Annotated in this window: 14 protein-coding genes and 1 pseudogene; 8 read left to right on the top strand and 7 right to left on the bottom strand. The window is 43.0% G+C overall.

Annotation, left to right across the window (positions count from 1 at the left end; all coding sequences use genetic code 11):
• On the top strand, window positions 1-784 hold a 784-nt coding region (locus AB4232_RS18970; RefSeq protein ID WP_372087754.1), incomplete at its 5' end, for a LysR family transcriptional regulator.
• 154 nt (window positions 785-938) lie between these two features.
• On the opposite strand, the gene cydC is transcribed toward AB4232_RS18970, so the two are convergent.
• The 3 genes from cydC to trxB all read right to left on the bottom strand — a co-directional run bounded on the left by cydC (window position 939) and on the right by trxB (window position 5,558).
• The gene (gene cydC, locus AB4232_RS18965; RefSeq protein WP_372087753.1) at window positions 939-2,660 is read right to left on the bottom strand and encodes a heme ABC transporter ATP-binding protein/permease CydC; all 1,722 of its coding nucleotides are present in this window, start codon (window positions 2,658-2,660) and stop codon (window positions 939-941) included.
• Window positions 2,653-4,437, bottom strand: a complete 1,785-nt coding sequence (gene cydD, locus AB4232_RS18960; protein WP_372087752.1) for a heme ABC transporter permease/ATP-binding protein CydD — start codon at window positions 4,435-4,437, stop codon at window positions 2,653-2,655. The genes cydC and cydD overlap by 8 nt, the downstream gene beginning before the upstream one ends.
• Before the next feature lie 161 nt (window positions 4,438-4,598).
• Window positions 4,599-5,558 carry a thioredoxin-disulfide reductase gene (gene trxB / locus AB4232_RS18955; protein ID WP_061021606.1) on the bottom strand — a complete coding sequence of 320 codons (960 nt, stop codon included), beginning with the start codon at window positions 5,556-5,558 and terminating at the stop codon, window positions 4,599-4,601.
• Between the two features lie 650 nt (window positions 5,559-6,208).
• Between trxB and AB4232_RS18950 the strand changes: the two genes are divergently transcribed.
• Entirely contained in the window at window positions 6,209-6,301 is a 93-nt protein-coding gene (locus AB4232_RS18950; protein ID WP_372087751.1) for a hypothetical protein, read from the top strand.
• Window positions 6,302-6,353: 52 nt separating this feature from the next.
• Here AB4232_RS18950 and AB4232_RS18945 read toward each other — a convergent pair whose 3' ends face one another.
• Together AB4232_RS18945 and AB4232_RS18940 are read right to left on the bottom strand one after the other, a co-directional pair.
• Window positions 6,354-7,442, bottom strand: coding sequence for an alginate O-acetyltransferase AlgX-related protein (locus tag AB4232_RS18945; RefSeq protein WP_372087750.1), 1,089 nt, complete (start codon window positions 7,440-7,442; stop codon window positions 6,354-6,356).
• A 14-nt stretch (window positions 7,443-7,456) separates the two neighbouring features.
• Window positions 7,457-8,812, bottom strand: a complete 1,356-nt coding sequence (locus tag AB4232_RS18940) for an MBOAT family protein (protein ID WP_276605731.1) — start codon at window positions 8,810-8,812, stop codon at window positions 7,457-7,459.
• A gap of 372 nt (window positions 8,813-9,184) precedes the next feature.
• Between AB4232_RS18940 and AB4232_RS18935 the strand changes: the two genes are divergently transcribed.
• From AB4232_RS18935 to AB4232_RS18925, 3 genes are all read left to right on the top strand, one after another.
• Entirely contained in the window at window positions 9,185-9,400 is a 216-nt protein-coding gene (locus AB4232_RS18935; protein ID WP_372087755.1) for a DNA circularization N-terminal domain-containing protein, read from the top strand.
• Between the two features lie 800 nt (window positions 9,401-10,200).
• The gene (locus AB4232_RS18930) at window positions 10,201-10,857 is read left to right on the top strand and encodes a 2OG-Fe dioxygenase family protein (protein ID WP_029223059.1); all 657 of its coding nucleotides are present in this window, start codon (window positions 10,201-10,203) and stop codon (window positions 10,855-10,857) included.
• Window positions 10,841-12,076, top strand: a complete 1,236-nt coding sequence (locus AB4232_RS18925; protein ID WP_372087749.1) for a cysteine desulfurase-like protein — start codon at window positions 10,841-10,843, stop codon at window positions 12,074-12,076. Before AB4232_RS18930 ends, AB4232_RS18925 begins: the two co-directional genes overlap by 17 nt.
• A gap of 164 nt (window positions 12,077-12,240) precedes the next feature.
• Here AB4232_RS18925 and AB4232_RS18920 read toward each other — a convergent pair whose 3' ends face one another.
• The gene (locus AB4232_RS18920) at window positions 12,241-12,912 is read right to left on the bottom strand and encodes a type 1 glutamine amidotransferase domain-containing protein (RefSeq protein WP_372087748.1); all 672 of its coding nucleotides are present in this window, start codon (window positions 12,910-12,912) and stop codon (window positions 12,241-12,243) included.
• A gap of 218 nt (window positions 12,913-13,130) precedes the next feature.
• Between AB4232_RS18920 and AB4232_RS18915 the strand changes: the two genes are divergently transcribed.
• Both AB4232_RS18915 and AB4232_RS18910 read left to right on the top strand, forming a co-directional pair.
• Window positions 13,131-14,015, top strand: a complete 885-nt coding sequence (locus tag AB4232_RS18915; RefSeq protein ID WP_372087747.1) for a LysR family transcriptional regulator — start codon at window positions 13,131-13,133, stop codon at window positions 14,013-14,015.
• Between the two features lie 247 nt (window positions 14,016-14,262).
• Window positions 14,263-15,513 carry a diguanylate cyclase gene (locus AB4232_RS18910; protein WP_371703257.1) on the top strand — a complete coding sequence of 417 codons (1,251 nt, stop codon included), beginning with the start codon at window positions 14,263-14,265 and terminating at the stop codon, window positions 15,511-15,513.
• Window positions 15,514-15,665: 152 nt separating this feature from the next.
• On the opposite strand, the gene AB4232_RS18905 is transcribed toward AB4232_RS18910, so the two are convergent.
• On the bottom strand, window positions 15,666-16,490 hold the full coding sequence (locus AB4232_RS18905; protein WP_372087746.1) for a DUF2797 domain-containing protein: 825 nt from the start codon (window positions 16,488-16,490) through the stop codon (window positions 15,666-15,668).
• Window positions 16,491-16,792: 302 nt separating this feature from the next.
• Here AB4232_RS18905 and AB4232_RS18900 point away from each other — a divergent pair.
• Window positions 16,793-17,526, top strand: a pseudogene (locus tag AB4232_RS18900) (GGDEF domain-containing protein); the annotation flags it as partial.

Below are 17,526 nucleotides of genomic sequence, written 5' to 3'. Positions count from 1 at the left end.
ATCCAAGTCCGTCGTCAGTCAGCACCTCAAAATTCTGGAACAAGAACTAGGTGCTTCACTTCTCAAACGCACAACACGGAGGCAATCTCTGACCAGTATGGGTGAGCGTTTCTATTTAAGTTGCAAAGACATCAACGTGATTGCTGACTCGGCTTGGGATATGGCCAAAGCTGAGCTAGAGGAGCCACAAGGTCGAATTCGTATTACTGCACCGAATGCTCTTATGGACTTGCTCGTTGCCCCTGTTGTCGCAGATCTAATGAAGCAATATCCCAAGCTAAAACCCGAGCTGATAAGCGATGATCAGCACTTAGATTTCATGGAACACGATATTGATCTCGCAGTACGAGTAGGAACTTCTCGTGACAGTAACCTAAAGCAGAAACGCTTGGGCGAGTTTAAAGACGTGTTGTGTGGCGTTGAAAGCATGCGTTCTCGTGAGCTTGAATCTATTCCTTACATTGCTAACTCATGGCAAGGTAAGCAAGTCTCTCATCACTTTACTTCTCAAACAGATCAAAACTTTATTTACCAACAACAAGCAAGCTGCACTACGAACTCCTTTCATAGTTGTCTCGCGTTGATCAAATCTGGTGTCGGTATCGGTGTGATCCCAGACTTCTACCTATCTCAGTTATCGAATGAGGTTATCGACATCATGCCTAGCTTTCAATTACCCACTAACACGGTTTATGCATTGAATCCATTCGCTTCAAACACACCGATTGCCATCAAACTTTGCGTCCAAGCGCTGGAAGAGAAGCTCAAACAGAACTTTGTTTAAAACCAATTCGATAAGTCAGTGATTTAGTAAAGAGGCTTAAAACCAAACTTGCCTAATAGATTGCCCAAGAGTGAAGATACAAAAACATAAAGACACTAAAAAGCCCGAGTATAAACTCGGGCTTTGAATGGTTTTCTTTATGACTTATGAGGAGCTAGATTGCCTGACGAAGTTGGAAATAACGTCCTTCTTCGTTTAACAGTTTCTCGTGAGAGCCGTGTTCTACAATCTCGCCTTGTTCAATCAGAACGATCGAATCCATCGACTCCAGACCAATCAAACGGTGCGTAATGAAGATAACCGTCTTGCCTTCGAAGTGCTTCTCGAACAGCGCCATGATGCTCTGCTCGGTTTGCTTATCTAAGCCTTCTGTTGGCTCATCAAGAAGCAGGATAGGTGCATCATGAAGAATGGCACGTGCGATACCAATACGGCGCTTCTCACCACCAGACAGTTGACGACCACCGTCACCCAACCAGCTATCAAGACCGTCATTCTCAAGCAGCTTTTCTAGACCAACGTCTTTAAGGATGTTAGCTAGGTGCTCATCGTTGGCATCTGGTTTCGCAATCAACAAGTTGTCACGCAAAGTACCATTTAGAATGTCGACACGTTGGCTTACTACACTGATTGATTCACGAAGCTGTGATTCGTTCCACTGCGTCAGTTCAATGCCCGCGATTGAGATATAGCCCTTTTTAGGATCCCAGTAGCGAGTCAGAAGCTGGATCAGAGTCGATTTACCTGAACCCGTTTGACCAACAATCGCAACCTTGTTTGTTGCCGGGATCGTTAGGTCAACAGCGTTCAGAACACTACGCTCAGAATCAGGGTAGTTGAACGTCACGTTTGAGAACGTAATATCCAGCGGCTTGTTGATGTCGAGTTTCTCTTCAGCAAACTGAACTTCAGGTTCCGACAGAATCACTTCGTTCAAGCGACGAGCAGAAGATAGAGTTTGACCTAAATGCTGGAACGCGCCTGCGATAGGCATTAATAGTTCAAAACTTGCCATGGTTGCGAACGCCATTAGCGCGATGAACGGGTCTGGTGCATTACCACCTACACCGTCAGCCGCAAGCCAAAGCATAAGAACAAGCGTTAAACCGTTGAACAGCATTAGTGCAGCTGACGCCATACCGGTTAGGTTGGCATTCACAAACTGATTCGCCATCAGCTTGTGTTGCGTTTCTAGAATCGCATTACGGTACCGCTCTTCAGCACCAAACAGAGTCAGTTCGCTGTAGCCTTCAATCCAATCTAGCGTAGTCACACGAAGATCAGCTTTGTTCTGTGTCAGTTCACCGCCGTTACGCTTGCCCAGCTTGTAGAACAAGATTGGCCAAACCAACAGCATGATCAGAAGGATAGAACCTAAGATCAAACCAAGCGAACTATCGAACCACATTAAGAACAGAGTCAGGAAGAAAATCCCGAACACACCCACCGTCACTGGGCTTACTAAGCGCAGGTACACGTGATCCATCGCGTCTACATCAGCAACCAAACGGTTCAGTAGGTCTGCGTCACGAAGGTTTGAGATACGACCTGGGATCAGCGGAGCCAGCTTCTTGAAGAAGAAGATACGCAGATCAGTTAACAGTTTGAATGTTGCATTGTGGCTGACAACACGTTCACCCCAACGACCCGCAGTACGGCTCATTGCCAAACCACGTACACCACCACCCGGTAGCATGTAGTTGAAGGTTTCACGTGCAATCGTCAGGCCTGCAACCGCAGAAGCTGAAATGAACCAACCCGATAGCGTTAACAAGCCGATAGAAGCCGACAGAGTAGCAAAAGCCAATAGCATGCCTAGCGATAGGCCAAACCAATGCTTTTTATAGAGTTTCAGGTAAGGCAGTAAATCACGCATCTAAATTACCCTTATTATCTTGTTGAGCTAAGTTCGCGTTCAGCATCTCTTCAAACAAACCACCCGCAGTTGAAAGCTGAGAGTAATGACCTTGTTCAACCAGACCACCATCGCGCATCACCAGAATATTATCGACCGATTTAAGAGGAGCGAGTTGGTGTGTCACAAGTAGGGCAGTGCGGCTTTCAATGTTGCTATTGATACCTTTCATTACTAACTGTTCGCTACGAGTATCTAGGCTGGCTGTGGGTTCATCTAACAACCAGAACTGACCGTCTTGAATCATTGCGCGTGCTAGTGCCAAACGTTGAGATTGACCAACAGACAGGCCGCCAGAACGATCAGAAATCATATAATCCAAGCCGTGCTCGTTAACGAACTCGCTAGCAAATGATTGCTCAAGTGCATTCTCGACAACTTGGTCAGCGATATCGTGCGTACCTAGAGTGACGTTGTCACGAATACTACCGTGCAACAACAATGGGTTTTGACCCACCCAGCTAATGGTTTTACGCCAAGAGGCTAAGTCGAGGTCACGCAATTCAATACCATTGATTTTCAAGCTTCCTTCATAAGGCATGAAACCAAGGATGGCATTGATCAAACTTGTTTTACCCGCACCACTTGGGCCAACTAACGCAGTCGATTGACGAGTGTTAAGCGCAAACGAGATAGGACCAACCAATTGAACACCTTCAGGGCTTAACACTTTGAGATCTTGAGCTTCAATATTGATGCCTTGAGCCGGATCGAGTTGAGTGTCGCCTGATTTAACCTTAGTGATGTCGGTTTCTAGGAACTCGACAATACTTTCCGCTGCGCCAACCGCTTGTTGCTTCGCATGGTAGAAAGTACCTAAGTCACGCAGAGGTTGGTAAAACTCTGGCGCCAAGATAAGGATGAACAAACCTGCGAATAGAGTAATGCCAACACCGTAGTGACCGAAGTTAAGCTCACCGATGTAGGTGAAACCAAAGTAAACCGCGGTCATCGCGATAGAGATCGACGTGAAGAACTCAAGTACCGCAGAAGACAAGAAAGCGATTTTCAACACATCCATGGTACGCGTTCTGAACACTTCAGATGCACCTTTAAGTACTTCTGTTTCAGCGTTGGTGCGGTCAAATAGACGAATGGTCGTCATTGACTGCAAACGGTCGTAAAAGTGACCTGAAAGGCGCTGCAGCGCTTTGAAGTTTTTACGGTTTGCATCGGCGGCTTTCATACCCACAAGTGCCATGAACATCGGCACCAGTGGAGCAGTTAGTAAGAAGATCAATCCTGCTGCCCAGTTAACTGGGAACACCACAACCAAAATAATGAATGGAATCATTACCGACAGAGACATTTGAGGCAGGTAACGAGAGAAGAAGTCTTGCATGTCTTCTACTTGTTCTAGCAACAGCGTTGCCCACGTACCGGCAGGTTTACCTTTAATGTAAGCAGGGCCTAACTCACGTAGTTTATCTAGGATGAGTTGCCTGATGTAGACCCGGATCTGTTCACCACAGCGATAACCTGCGATTTCACGTCCCCATGTACAGCCAGCACGGCCAACGACCGATAATGCCAAGCCTGCGAAATGACCAACCAGTTCAGATTTATCGACATTTTCGATGATCAGCTGGTGAAGAATAGAGGCGAGAAGAGCTGCTTGAGCAATTAAGAACACGCTTGAAAGTACGCCAAGGCTAATCGCAATCATAAGCCAGCGTTTCGCTAACTTACTCTGTTGCTTAAGCCACTTGTTCAAGCTGCGTTGTTTTTTCTTATCCATTATGAAGGCTTAATGATAATTATTATTTGTTGAGGGCGGCTAGTATACAAAAGAAAGCCCAGTGGATATACCACTGGGCTCTAGGGATTTACAACAAAATGTGATGACGCCCTGCATCTACTGAGGCGAGAGCACCGATAATCAAATCTGCAATCTCAGATTTACTTATCGTTAAGGCCATCTAGGAAGCGTTCAGCATCCAGTGCAGCCATACAACCTGTACCAGCAGAAGTGATTGCTTGGCGGTAGTTGTGGTCCATTACATCACCTGCAGCGAACACACCTGGGATGCTGGTCTGTGTCGCGTTACCTTCAAGACCAGACTGAACGATGATGTAGTCATCTTTCATGTCGACTTGGCCTTTGAAGATTTCAGTGTTTGGTTGGTGACCGATAGCAATGAATGCGCCCATGACTTCGATGTCTTCTGTCTTATCAGACTGAGTATCTTTAATACGAACGCCCGTTACGCCCATATCGTCGCCTAGAACTTCGTCTAGCGTGCGATCAGTGTGAAGAACAATGTTGCCGTTCTCTACTTTGTCCATTAAACGTTTCACTAGGATCTTTTCAGCGCGGAACGTGTCACGACGGTGAACTAGGTGAACTTCAGACGCGATGTTCGATAGGTAAAGTGCTTCTTCAACAGCCGTGTTACCACCACCTACAACCGCCACTTTCTGGTTGCGGTAGAAGAAACCATCACACGTTGCACAAGCAGAAACGCCACGGCCTTTGAATGCTTCTTCAGACTCTAAACCTAGGTACTTAGCCGATGCGCCCGTTGAGATGATCAATGCATCACACGTGTACTCGCCAGAATCGCCTTTAAGACGGAAAGGGCGGTTTGATAGATCGACTTCGTTAATGTGGTCGAACAGGATCTCTGTTTCAAAGCGCTCTGCGTGCTCTTTCATGCGATCCATTAGAGCTGGACCCGTTAAACCTTCAGGATCACCCGGCCAGTTTTCTACTTCTGTCGTGGTTGTAAGCTGACCACCTTGCTGCATACCGGTAACTAGTACAGGGTTTAGGTTTGCACGAGCAGCGTAAACTGCAGCTGTATAGCCAGCAGGGCCAGAACCAAGAATCAATAAATTACAGTGCTTTACGTCGCTCATGAGGACTCCGAAATTGAAATTGTTTTTATTTATAATCGCTTAGGATTGTATGGAAAATATGGAGGCAATAAAAGTGTAAACAAGGGCAGAAGTGTAATTAATCGTTATAGTTTATTATTGTCAGCTCTGCTCGCACCAATACAACGGTGGTTTGACACCCAATGAGTCAGAAGATTGTTCTGGTTAAATTCTAAGATCGTAGTCAATATTAGTGGGCCACTACAGATATAGCCGTGACCACTGAAGTTGCTTGATTTTAGCCAAAATCAAGATCATGCTCGGTGACATGAAAATAACTCTATCCAGTGAATAAAAAATTATGTTGATTAACCAACACGATACAACTCGCGATGGTATCAAAGCTGTATTCAATGCTAGTAACGGTTAGAGTCCTGAAGGAATTGCCGATGCACTGCTTACCCATGAAACAACGGTTAGACAGCATCTCAAAGACAATTCACTATCGAAGAAGCTCAAGCCTAAAAATGGTGGTTCAAGAAGTTACTTATCTGAGCAACAACCCCAAAGCTTGATTTCACACCTAACCGTGGGTACATATCATCATACGTAGAAGATTATTGCTCATGTTTTAACTGCTTATCGCGTGCGATATAGTGTTGTCGGGATGAATAAATGGTATCAGTTACAAAATGCCGAAAGGCGTGTCTCATAAGCTTGATGAAAATAAACAGAAAGCATTTATTGAGGCTTATGAAGTGCTCAAACCATCACCTTCAAGTTGATTTGACTGGTACTTCCACAAGTGGGGCTTGTGAAAGTACCAGTCAATATTGGTTACGGTTGTATTGGTGGAGGTGCTTGGAATAAATCATCAAGTGAATAGCGTTCAACAACTGTGACAAAAACGTAATCCGGTTTCCATTCTTGAATTAACTGTTCGAGCGCTTGTGTACCTAAAAGTTTACTCCAGTTTTGCTTCAAAATATGGCTAAAGGTAGCTGTCATATAAGGAGCTAAAGCGTTCCCGTATGAATCACTTAACCATAATACTTTTTTGTTATTGAGTGCCTTTGGTGTTGTGATTAAGTACAGGTCATCCCTATGCCCATATAATGGTGCTGTGCCTTTGTATACCACCGAATCTTTGTTGTAATCACTTATGATATGACTTAACTGTAAATTGTTTGCTTCTGTTATTGGATTAGGATCAGAATATAGACTGCCAACTCGGAGAAATCTTGTAAGGTCACCATGGATATATGAATCATTCCGTATGACATTACTCCAATTAAGAGGAGGTAAAACTAGGCCTTCATTATTGATTCGTAACATAAACTCATTGAAAGCAACTCCCGCACCGTAATAATTCCAATGCGTATCAGTCTTGTAGTATAAATCTTGAGTATTTATAGCGTCAGATATTGTATGCCTGATGTCGATGTAGATATCATTGTCATACAGCGTATGCGATATCGATTCGCTACTGGTTTTTGCCCATAGAGGTAGATATTCGTTGTAAATTGTACTCTTATTTGGCCCGACTAATATTTTATAGTCTGTTACACCGTTCTTTTGAAAGTACTTTTTCCAGAGTGTCTGTGATTCTATGATTACTGCTGAGCGTTCCTGAACTTCTACAGTTTGAAAGCCTGTACGGTAAGCTGAAATTGTTTTTTGGTGGTCATCGCCTAAAAAGAACCACCCATCTTTCCCAACAACAACGGAGTTAGGTTTGATGCTTACCCCTAGAGGAACTAAATATGGGTTTATTTTCCCTTCAATAACATCAAGTGAATAAAGGAACTTTGTATTAGTTAGATTTTCCTTTGTAAATCCACCTGAAAAAATATTTACAATCGGCAGTATTGATAAAATAACACTGATTAATAAGAAAAATATTTTAATGTTGACTCTATTGTTCAATGAGATTTTCCTTATTAAAAGTTGAAATATAGAAACACACTTGAAGATGAGCTTCTGATAATGTAAATGGATGCTGCAAACAAAAAGGCCGCTGAAATCATTTTTCCTATCCCAACACCTCTTTGTATCAATTCATATGAATTAGTTTTAGACAATAGATAAAAAGAAAAAGAGATGGTAGAGAATGGGATTGCATTTACGGCTACCATATTAGGAAGAATACCAAATAGAAGGTCAAAATTAGTGCCAATCCATGACAATTTGTTAGAAGGTATTCCCTCTATTGGTTTGTCGATTAGATTGAGCCCGATCATACTAGATAATAGGTTTACGGCGGTTGTAAGGTTTTCCGCCCTAAAAAAGACCCATGTCATATTGATGAATATAAACGTTGTCAGCCAAGCTAACCATGTTGGCATGTTTCCGCCAACAGATTTCCATATTCTGTGCAATACGAGAGCCATGCCATGTAACGCTCCCCAGATAACAAACATCCAGCTAGCACCATGCCATAACCCACCAATTAGAAATGTAATGAAAAGGTTGCTGTAAGTCGTTAGTTCTTTTTTCTTACTCCCACCAAGAGGGATGTAAATGTAATCCTTAAGGAACCTTCCTAATGTTATGTGCCATCTACGCCAAAAGTCTTGGATATCTAATGATTTATAAGGCGAGTTAAAGTTGATTGGTAGCTTTATATTAAATAGCAACGCAGCACCCATCGCCATATCGCAGTAACCACTGAAGTCAAAGTACAACTGAAAAGAGTAGCTCAAGCTCGTTAGCCAAGCTTCGTAGAATGATAATGTCGCGGAGTTATAGAACCCTGCATCAGCCCATATAGAAAATGTATCAGCTATGGCAATTTTCTTAAATAAGCCGATAGAAAATATAAATAAACCAAGCGAGATGTTTTTTCTTCTAGGAGCAAGATTCCATTTTGAATTAAATTGCGGCATCATTTCTTTATGATGAACTATCGGACCCGCAATTAATTGTGGGAAAAAAGTCACAAATAGCGAGTAGTTCAAGAGGTCATATTCTTTAGTTTCTTTTCTGTAGCTGTCAACTAAGTACGCTATTTGCTGAAATGTGAAAAAACTAATAGCGAGTGGAAGAGCGATGTTAGTATTTTCCAATGGCTGGGATAATAATAAATTCACATTCCCAATAATAAAGTTGGTGTACTTAAAGTAGCCAAGTAAAGCTATGTTTGTTATCACTCCAAAAGCCAAAAGAGACGACTTTTTAATGCCTTTATCTTTCTTGATTAGATGACTTCCTAAAGCAAAGTTGAATGCCAACGAGCCGAGAATTATGGGAAGGTAGGATGGCTCCCATCTAGCATAAAATATAAGACTAGCAACCACTAACCACATCTTCGCACAAGTATATAGTCGATACTTTGCTAGTATGAAATATATACAAAAGCAGATGGGTAAAAAGATGAATATGAAATTTATAGAACTGAATAGCATAGGGACGTTACAAGGTGATAATCGAACTGGGAATGATACACTACTTGAGCTGTACGTCTTTAATTTTTTGTATATAAACGTTCTCGGACGATCTCTAAATCAACCACCAGAATGAAACGCGGTTCTAAGATCGCATGATTTTGGTGTGGAGTGCGAACAGGGCCTGAGCGTCCAATTCCATAACTAATTTTATTGTCATTGCCTAATTTTTATTTTTCTGTAGTTAGTGGATTTTTGACGTGCAAATAACAGTCCAGGTACGCTATATGGAGCGGGCATAATCTCAATATCCTCTCGACCTTTTTTGATGGTGGTAAGCGATTACCACACATTAAAGTTATAGGGACAAAAGCTCGTACCTACACGATTGAAGCGGTGTTTGTTGGTTCCACTTATCTAGTCGATGTTAATGCCCTCATAAATAACTTTGATGTCGAGCCTAAACCTGATCGCGAATTTACTATTCTTGGCTTTGGTTAGCAATGATGCAATCCGAAGTATCAACATACTGTGAACAAAAATTTTATTAGCCTTAACATATCACCATATTTACTACACGAGTGTTCGCACTAAAGCATAGACTCGTTTTATATTGAGCTTTACAAGAACCAGAGACTCTTCTAGTGAAAGGATTGATGTATCTGAGTTAAATAAAATTTAAGATTGTGTCTTGAGCGCATTTAACGACAAATTTGAAGAATTAAAAAGATAAGGAATTAAGGTGGAATACCTAAATGTAATGCTAGCGAAAAAACACAAATTGATTTAAGGGCGGCCGAGTTCCCCCCGAACTCGACCTGTTCCAGACGCGCAAGCAAAGGCGTTTGGTTTCTGGCTTACTGATAAATTAACCAATTTCAGTTTGTTGTGTAAATAATCAATAGCTTGGCGACTGATAGGTAGATCGTATTTCGATGTGCAAATCATAGAAATGAATGATGGCAACCGTGGTGCCTGAGTTCATGCAAGGAGGCTGGCGTATTGAAGTGAAAGGGCCGACACAATATGAAACTTGTCTTTCTAGTCAATAATATCGTTATTATTTAAATTGTAGGTATTTATAACTGGCTAGTGGAGTGTGCTAGTTTTAAGAGTTGGTCATCTTTCATCTTGGTGTTATACACTGCTTTTTATTTCTAGATTGGATTTAGTGTCTGAATTATTAAATCTGACGGGATAAATGATTGTTTAATGTTGATTTGGCAAGATCTTCAAGTATCCTTTATGTAAATAAAACGTTAAATATCGAAAGTTAATTAACAATCATTAAGGAGTCGATGATGTTACATGCTCACGAAAATACACTACATATTACCCACCTCAGTAACCATGCAGTTAAGGAGTTGTCACCATCATTCTCTAAGCTACCAAGCACAGAGCATGCAGATGGCCAGTTCCGATTGAGAAGGTACTCAGTGGTTGAATTCAGTAATGGACAAGTCGTTGAGCTAGACAAACATAACTTTGTTCAGTCTGAAAACATTAATCACTTTCAAGGTGATGTTGTTCGTCAGTTCGAGCCGATTGAAGCGAATATTCTAAGCAGTGAGGGCATGCAGGAAATGTGTGAACTGTTTATTGAAACCAACGGGCTTGAAGACGGACAAGAAATCGAAATCCATCAAATCCGCATCGCCGCTATTTTTGAAGAAACTCAGGTTGCACCAGAAGGTGTTCACCAAGACGGTTTTGACCACATCGCGATCATTGGTGTTACTCGTCACAACATCGTTGGTGGTGAAGTGATGCTTTATCAAGATAGCCACGAAGCCCCATTCTTTAGAAAAGTGTTAGGCGATGGCGAAGTGGCAATGCTTGCTGATAGTAAGCTTTGGCACAATGCACAACCGATTCGCACCATAGACCATGGCGAGATGGGCTACATGGATGTGTTTGTATTAACGGCTAAGGATGCGCGCAATGTCCTTCACTCTTAATGATGTGCGCCAACAGTTTAGCGCGTTAGGTCAATATCATAATGGCAAGCCAGTCACTTTCTTTGATGGTCCGGGTGGTTCTCAGGTGCCTGAGAATGTTTTAGCTTCGATGACCGAATACCTAGGGCATTTTAATTCAAATCTAGGCGGACACTATTTTTCTAGCCAAAAGACCACAAGCTTAATGCAGCAAGCGCGAGAAGCCGCACAAGCACTGCTTAATGCGGAGTCTTCTGGCAACGTTGTGTTCGGTGCGAACATGACGTCGTTGACCTTCCAATTGAGCCGAGCGATCAGCCGCAATTGGAAAGAGGGCGATGAAGTTATCGTCACGGCGTTAGACCATTACTCAAATGTATCGAGCTGGCAGCAAGCGGCAGACGACAAAGGCGCGATTGTTCGCCAAGTTCGGGTAGATGAGTCGGATTGCAGTCTGGATATGGCGCATTTTGAATCGCTGCTTAACGAGAAAACTAAGCTCGTCGCGGTGACGTTTGCTTCGAACACGACAGGCTCGATTGTTGACATGGCGAAAGTTATCGAGCTTGCACATCAGCATGGTGCGCAGGTTTATGTCGATGCCGTTCATTACGCGCCACACCACTTGATTGATGTTCAGCAATTGAATTGTGATTTCTTAGCGTGTTCAGCGTATAAGTTCTTCGGCCCGCATGTTGGCATTGCTTATGTTGCGCCTCAATGGTTACACACTTTAAAGCCTTACAAAGTAGAGCCTGCAACCAATATCGGCCCAGGTCGATTTGAGACAGGTACGCAAAGCTTCGAAGGCCTTGCCGGTGTGATTGCGGCGGTGGATTACTTGGCGCAGTTAGGCGATCCCGCCGATTCATTGCGTTCTCGTTTAGAGCAAAGCTACGCGCTGTATAATAAGCATGAAAGCCAACTTAGTGAGTACTTTCTTAAGCGCTTGGCCGACCTTGAAGGTGCAAAACTTTATGGGAAAACCGAGTTTGATTCGAATCTAAGAACCCCAACGTTTGCGATTACCTTTGATAATCACTCGCCAGAGTTCATCGCTAAGAAGTTGGGCGAGCATAATATCTGTGTTTGGAATGGTCACTTCTACGCATTAGGGCTGGTGAAACAGTTGGGTATTGAAGAGCAGGGCGTGGTGCGTATTGGTTGTATGCATTATAACTCGATTGAAGAGATCGACTTGTTGTTCAATGTGCTTGAAGGGATCTTACGAAGCCACTAGCACTTAATAGCTACAGAATTAGAAAAGAGCATACTTCTCTCAAAAATATTGAGTAGGAAGTATGCTCTTTTTATTTGATCGAGCTTATATCTGTTTAACGGCAGTTATTCTATTAGGACGGTTACTAAGACTAAAACCGTTACTCGATTAACTCCATGACTTAACTAAGACAACTGCTTAACGAGAGCTGCACCTACTGCGTGCGCACTGGTTGGGTTCTGACCGGTAATCACTCGCTCATCAACAATTACAAGCTCATGCCAAGGTTGAACCTTGTTGAAACGCGCAGCGCTGCGAGCAAGAGACTCTTCTAGTAGAAACGGAATGTCGTTGATGGTGCCAAAGTCGATCTCTTCTTCACGAGTAAAGCCAGTCACCGATTTAGAGCTTAGTAGCTTCTCGCCATTGCTTAGAACAATCGGAAGCAGTGCTGCTGGGCCGTGACATACTGATGCGATCACACCGCCATCTTCATAATGTTTAGCTGCAATCGTTGCGAATTGCTTGTCGGTTGCTAGGTCAGAAAGTAGGCCGAATCCACCTGGGTAGAAGATGGCATCGTAGCTTTCTACGTTTACTTGGCTTACAGGAATCGTGTTGTTAATACGGTTCTGGAAGTCATCGTCAGCCAAGATCTCTGCGTTTACTGAATCACCTTCAATATCGGTTCCATACAGTGGACCTTTACCACCCTTGATAGACGCGATGTCGTACTCAAAACCCGCAGCAATGATCTCTTTCAGTGCATGAGTCAGTTCTGGAGCGTAAGTACCGTTCGCTTGGTCTGTATCGCCTAATGTTGCGTGGTTAGTTACTGGGATTAGTATTTTTTTCATGATTCGTTCCTTTGAGCACGTTTGTTTGGTTTCAGCGTCGTGGCTTTTATTTAGAAAACCAAAGCTTTCAATTTAGATACCGCTGTTTCGTTACCTGTAATACTAGTAGTAAACCATTTGAGTGATAATATGCCGAGTAGGCAAAACATTATTGCTATATAGCAATAGTGGATGTGAATTAGTCGGATGTGAACTCGTTAGATGTAAACAGGTGAAGTATGGATAGCTTTGAAGGTATTAATGAATTTGTGGCGGTAGCAGAGTGCCACGGCTTTTCTGCAGCAGCAAAACAGCTGGGGTGCAGTACCAGTCATGTCAGTCGCCAAGTATCGAGATTAGAAGAGCGGGTGGGTGTGGCTTTACTGGCTCGATCCACTCGTATGGTGAGTTTGACCGAGTCGGGGCATACCTATTATCAGCAATGCAAAGATCTGGTTATCGGGCTGCAACAGGCGAATGAACAAGTCACGTCTCAACAAACTCAGCTTAGCGGTACTTTGCGTGTGAGTGCTGCGGGTGCGTTTGCTGAAAATCATGTTGCCGCGGCGCTGATGGAATTTGCGAAAGATCACCCTGATCTGACTATCGAAATGAACTTCAATACCAATATGGTTAACTTCATCGAAGATGGTATTGATTTCGCGATTCGCTATGGTCGACTTGATGATTCTGGTTTGGTGGCAAGGAAGCTGGTGGATCGCCCAATGGCAGCGGCCGCGAGTCAGAACTACATCGATCAATTCGGTTTTCCAACACAGCCTGAACAGTTGAAGTGGCACAGCTGTATTATTGCCAACAGTGATCAGTGGTTGTTTGAGAAAGATGGAAAACCGTTAAACGCGGTGCGCGTACATGGGCGTTGGAAAAGCAATAACTCGAGTGCGGTACTTAAAGCTTGTGAAGAAGGGCTTGGCATTGTTTATCTTCCCAAAAGCAGCTTCAATGGCGGTCTTGCCAATGGGAAGCTCGTTCCAGTGCTAGAAGAATATTGGGGAGCAGGTACAAGCAGTTGGATCGTATATCAAAACCGTCGCTTTCTTCCACAGAGAGCAAGGCTGGCTATCGACTTCTTAGTTTCTTATTTTTCCGATTGGAATGAATAACCGAATAGATAATGCTTACATAGCTATACAATATCCTTGTTGTTTTTTGATGTGCGTAATAAGAAGGTGCTATTTGTCTACTTTTGATGACTTACGCTTACGATTGAGTTGTAGAGAAGCCTAAAGCAGTACGATATACTAGATATCATATTAATGTCCCTAACGCGTGATAGATTGTGTGGAAGCGTTGGCAGGATGTGTTGTTATGCTTCGGCTTATGAAGTGTAGCGAGAATGCGGAGTTGGCAATGTCTTCAATAAATTTCGAATCCACGTACGGTGTAATAACGATTCAAGATATGAATGTAGTGAGTGTTGACGCTAACTATGCTCGCATCTATGGATACCAATCACCGGAAGAACTACTTTCTGATATCGATAGCTTTCTAGATCTCATCTCAGAAGAGTACCATGTTTTAGCCTATCAAAATTACCTCGAAACGGTCAGTGGTCAACGAGACCCTCAGGTTCACACCTATACCAATGTTGATCGCAATGGCCGAGAGTTTACCGTGTTTTCTATCGATCATGTGACGGAGTGGCAGGGAAGACCTGCACTGCAAGTCACGGTTATCGATCTTTCCCCTGCGATTCAGCTGCAAAATGCAGTGCGTGAGCAAGATAAGATGTATCACGACATGATCATGCAATCAGGGCAGGGCATCTTGGTTCACCGAGATTTCAAACCGTTGATGGTCAATCAATCCTGGGTAAAACTGCAAGGTGGATCTTCCATAGAGCAAGTCTTAGCGCTGGATTCGATTCTTGACTTAGTACCACAGCAGAATAGCGACGGCATCTATAAACACTATCAAGCGATCGTGTCGGGTGAGTTGTCGGGAACCAGTACCGTGGTTGAAAATATTGGCTTTGACGGTGTTCATCGCTTCTTTAATATTTACGATAATGCAATTACTTGGAAAGGTCAGCGGGCCGTTCAAGTAGTACTCGAAGATGTGACTCAAAAGGTGATGTTGGAGAAGCAGTTGGTTCACCAAGCGAATTACGATGAAATGACGGATCTGCTTAATCGTAGGGCGATTTATGAATGGTTGAGAGAGCATATGTTCTCTAAAAACTACCTTGTCTGTATGCTACTAGATATCGATGACTTCAAGTCGATCAATGACACTTATGGTCATATGGTGGGTGATGAGGTAATTTGTGCTTTGGCTGGTATAACTAAGCGCAATGCCGAGAAAGTCGGTGGAGTAGCAGGCCGTTGGGGTGGTGAAGAGTTCATTATATTTATCCCAAATGCGTCTCTTGAAACAGCTCTCGAAGTTTCAGAAGAGATTCGCCAACAGTTCAATCAAGTCGAGTTCAAAGTGGGTGAACAAATTCGTTTTAACTCTAGCGTGAGTATCGGAATCAGCGATAGCCGAGCGTGTGAAGACGGTGTCACTATTGACGCACTCGTGAATTTAACCGACCAATCTCTTTATCGCGCGAAAGCCAATGGCAAGAATTGCGTAGACGGAGATGTAGTCGCGCTTTAACGCCTAAAACCGTCACCCAAAGACGAATAGAATCGACAACGAAAAATGCCCTCAAGTCATCACTTGAGGGCATTTTAGTTTTTGGTTATTAACTGAACGCTTCTCACTATAAGAAACGCCTCTAACTATGAGAAACGCTTAAGTTCTATAAATTAGGCAGACACTTCCACTTCGTAAGAGCCAAATTTACGGATGTTAATCACGCCAGTATCTAGGATAAGGTATTGACCTTTAATGCCTTGAAGTACGCCCGTCACTTCCGGGTTCTTATCAAAGTTGTGCGATACAATTTTCACTGGGTGCTGTTCAACTGGGTAGCTCAATGAAGTAATACTCTCACTGAGCACCTCGATAGCATCATCACCAAATTTCGCTCTGATCTCTTGAATCTTATCTTCTACAAGTGGCAATAGTTCTTTGGCTTTTTCAACCAACTCCATATCGTCACCGTCGCCTTTTAGCAGCGTGCGCCAGTTGGTTTTGTCAGCAATGTGCTTCGCTAATTCGACTTCAATAAGGCCAGAGATCCGACGCGTTTTTACCTTCAAAATAGGTAGGCCCTGAGTGGCTCCTTGATCAATCCAACGGGTAGGGATTTGTGTATGGCGAGTGATTCCAACCTTAAGGCTTGATGTGTTCGACAGGTAAACGAAGTGATCGACGAAGCAATTTTCTTCACCCCATTGAGGCTCACGACAAGTGCCTTGTTCGTAGTGGCAAGTCTCAGGCTTCATGATGCACATGTCGCAGCTTGCTAGCTTTTTCATGCACACAAAGCAGTGGCCTTGAGAGTAGCTTTTCTTAGTTTTCTTACCACACGAACAACAAAAAATATTACCAGTGTGGGTAAGGTTGATGGTTTTTCCAATCAGAGGGTTTAGCTCTACAAACTCTTCCCCTACAGGTAAACGGTAGGTAACCGCACCATCAAGGGAAGCACTCATTTTCTTGAGTGTTCCTTTTGCTAATAAAGACATGACATTACTCGTTGTATTTTGATTATTATTTCGTCGACTCGAACGCCTTGTAAGCAGTCGCTACGGTTAACGATGATTATGCGATGAGTATAACAAATAGAGCCTCTATTTATACGCAATATTACTTGATTCATGCAGTGAATAATTGACTGGAAATACGCCATCTAAATTATAGTATGACATTTTGTTAAGGTGTGATATAACGTTTTTAAGTCAATTGTTAGTATGCAATCTAATGATTAATTTTGCTTGTTTATATCGTCAAATCCCAACTATAGGGAACAAAAGCCGGAAGCTTAAATGTGAAATGGATTCATAAAATTGTTATCTTTCTAGTTATCGCAACACTTGCCATTGTGCAGTATTACCAGGTAAGTGGAAATCGTGTGATAACAACAATTACTCCTGAACAATATGAATTTATCGCGACCAGCGATCAAGTTGATAGAGGAGTCAGCACCTCCCAATTGTCCTATGAAAATGGGCAGTATATTCTCGATTGTGAGCTTAAAAAATCCGAATATCCGTGGCCTTACTGTGGGCTATCGATTCGTATTAGCCCAGATATAACCACTGGTCTTGACCTTTCGCAGTACCACACCTTTAGAGTCAATATTGATTACCATGCGAAGGCTGATTCTAGTGGTCGTCTGAGAACGTACCTACGTAATTACAATCCTGCTTATTCGGTTCCCGATGATGAGTACACACATAAGTACAATGGGATGGAGTTCTCTCCAGGAATCGATGGTGGCGTGATCGAGATCCCGATCAAAAACTTGCAAGTCATGACGTGGTGGTTAGCGGATAACGAGATTGCGTTAGAGCACTCAGCACCTGAATATTCGAACGTTAACATGGTCGAATTTGCGACCGCTTCTGGTGCCAAATTAGGTCATCATCGAATAATTATTCGAAGTATTGAGTTTGAGGGTTCGTATATTTCGGCTGAAAGCCTGTTCCTGATCTTGCTGTTTATCTGGGTGGGTACAGGCACTGTGTTTCTGCTTTCAGAATTACACCGCTCAAGAAAACG

Origin of the sequence: Vibrio sp. 10N.286.46.A8 (genome assembly GCF_041470165.1) — a bacterium.
In the GTDB taxonomy this organism is placed as follows: domain Bacteria; phylum Pseudomonadota; class Gammaproteobacteria; order Enterobacterales; family Vibrionaceae; genus Vibrio; species Vibrio tasmaniensis_A.
Note: the sequence above shows the minus strand (reverse complement) of the source record. Positions and strands in the feature narration are given on the sequence as shown.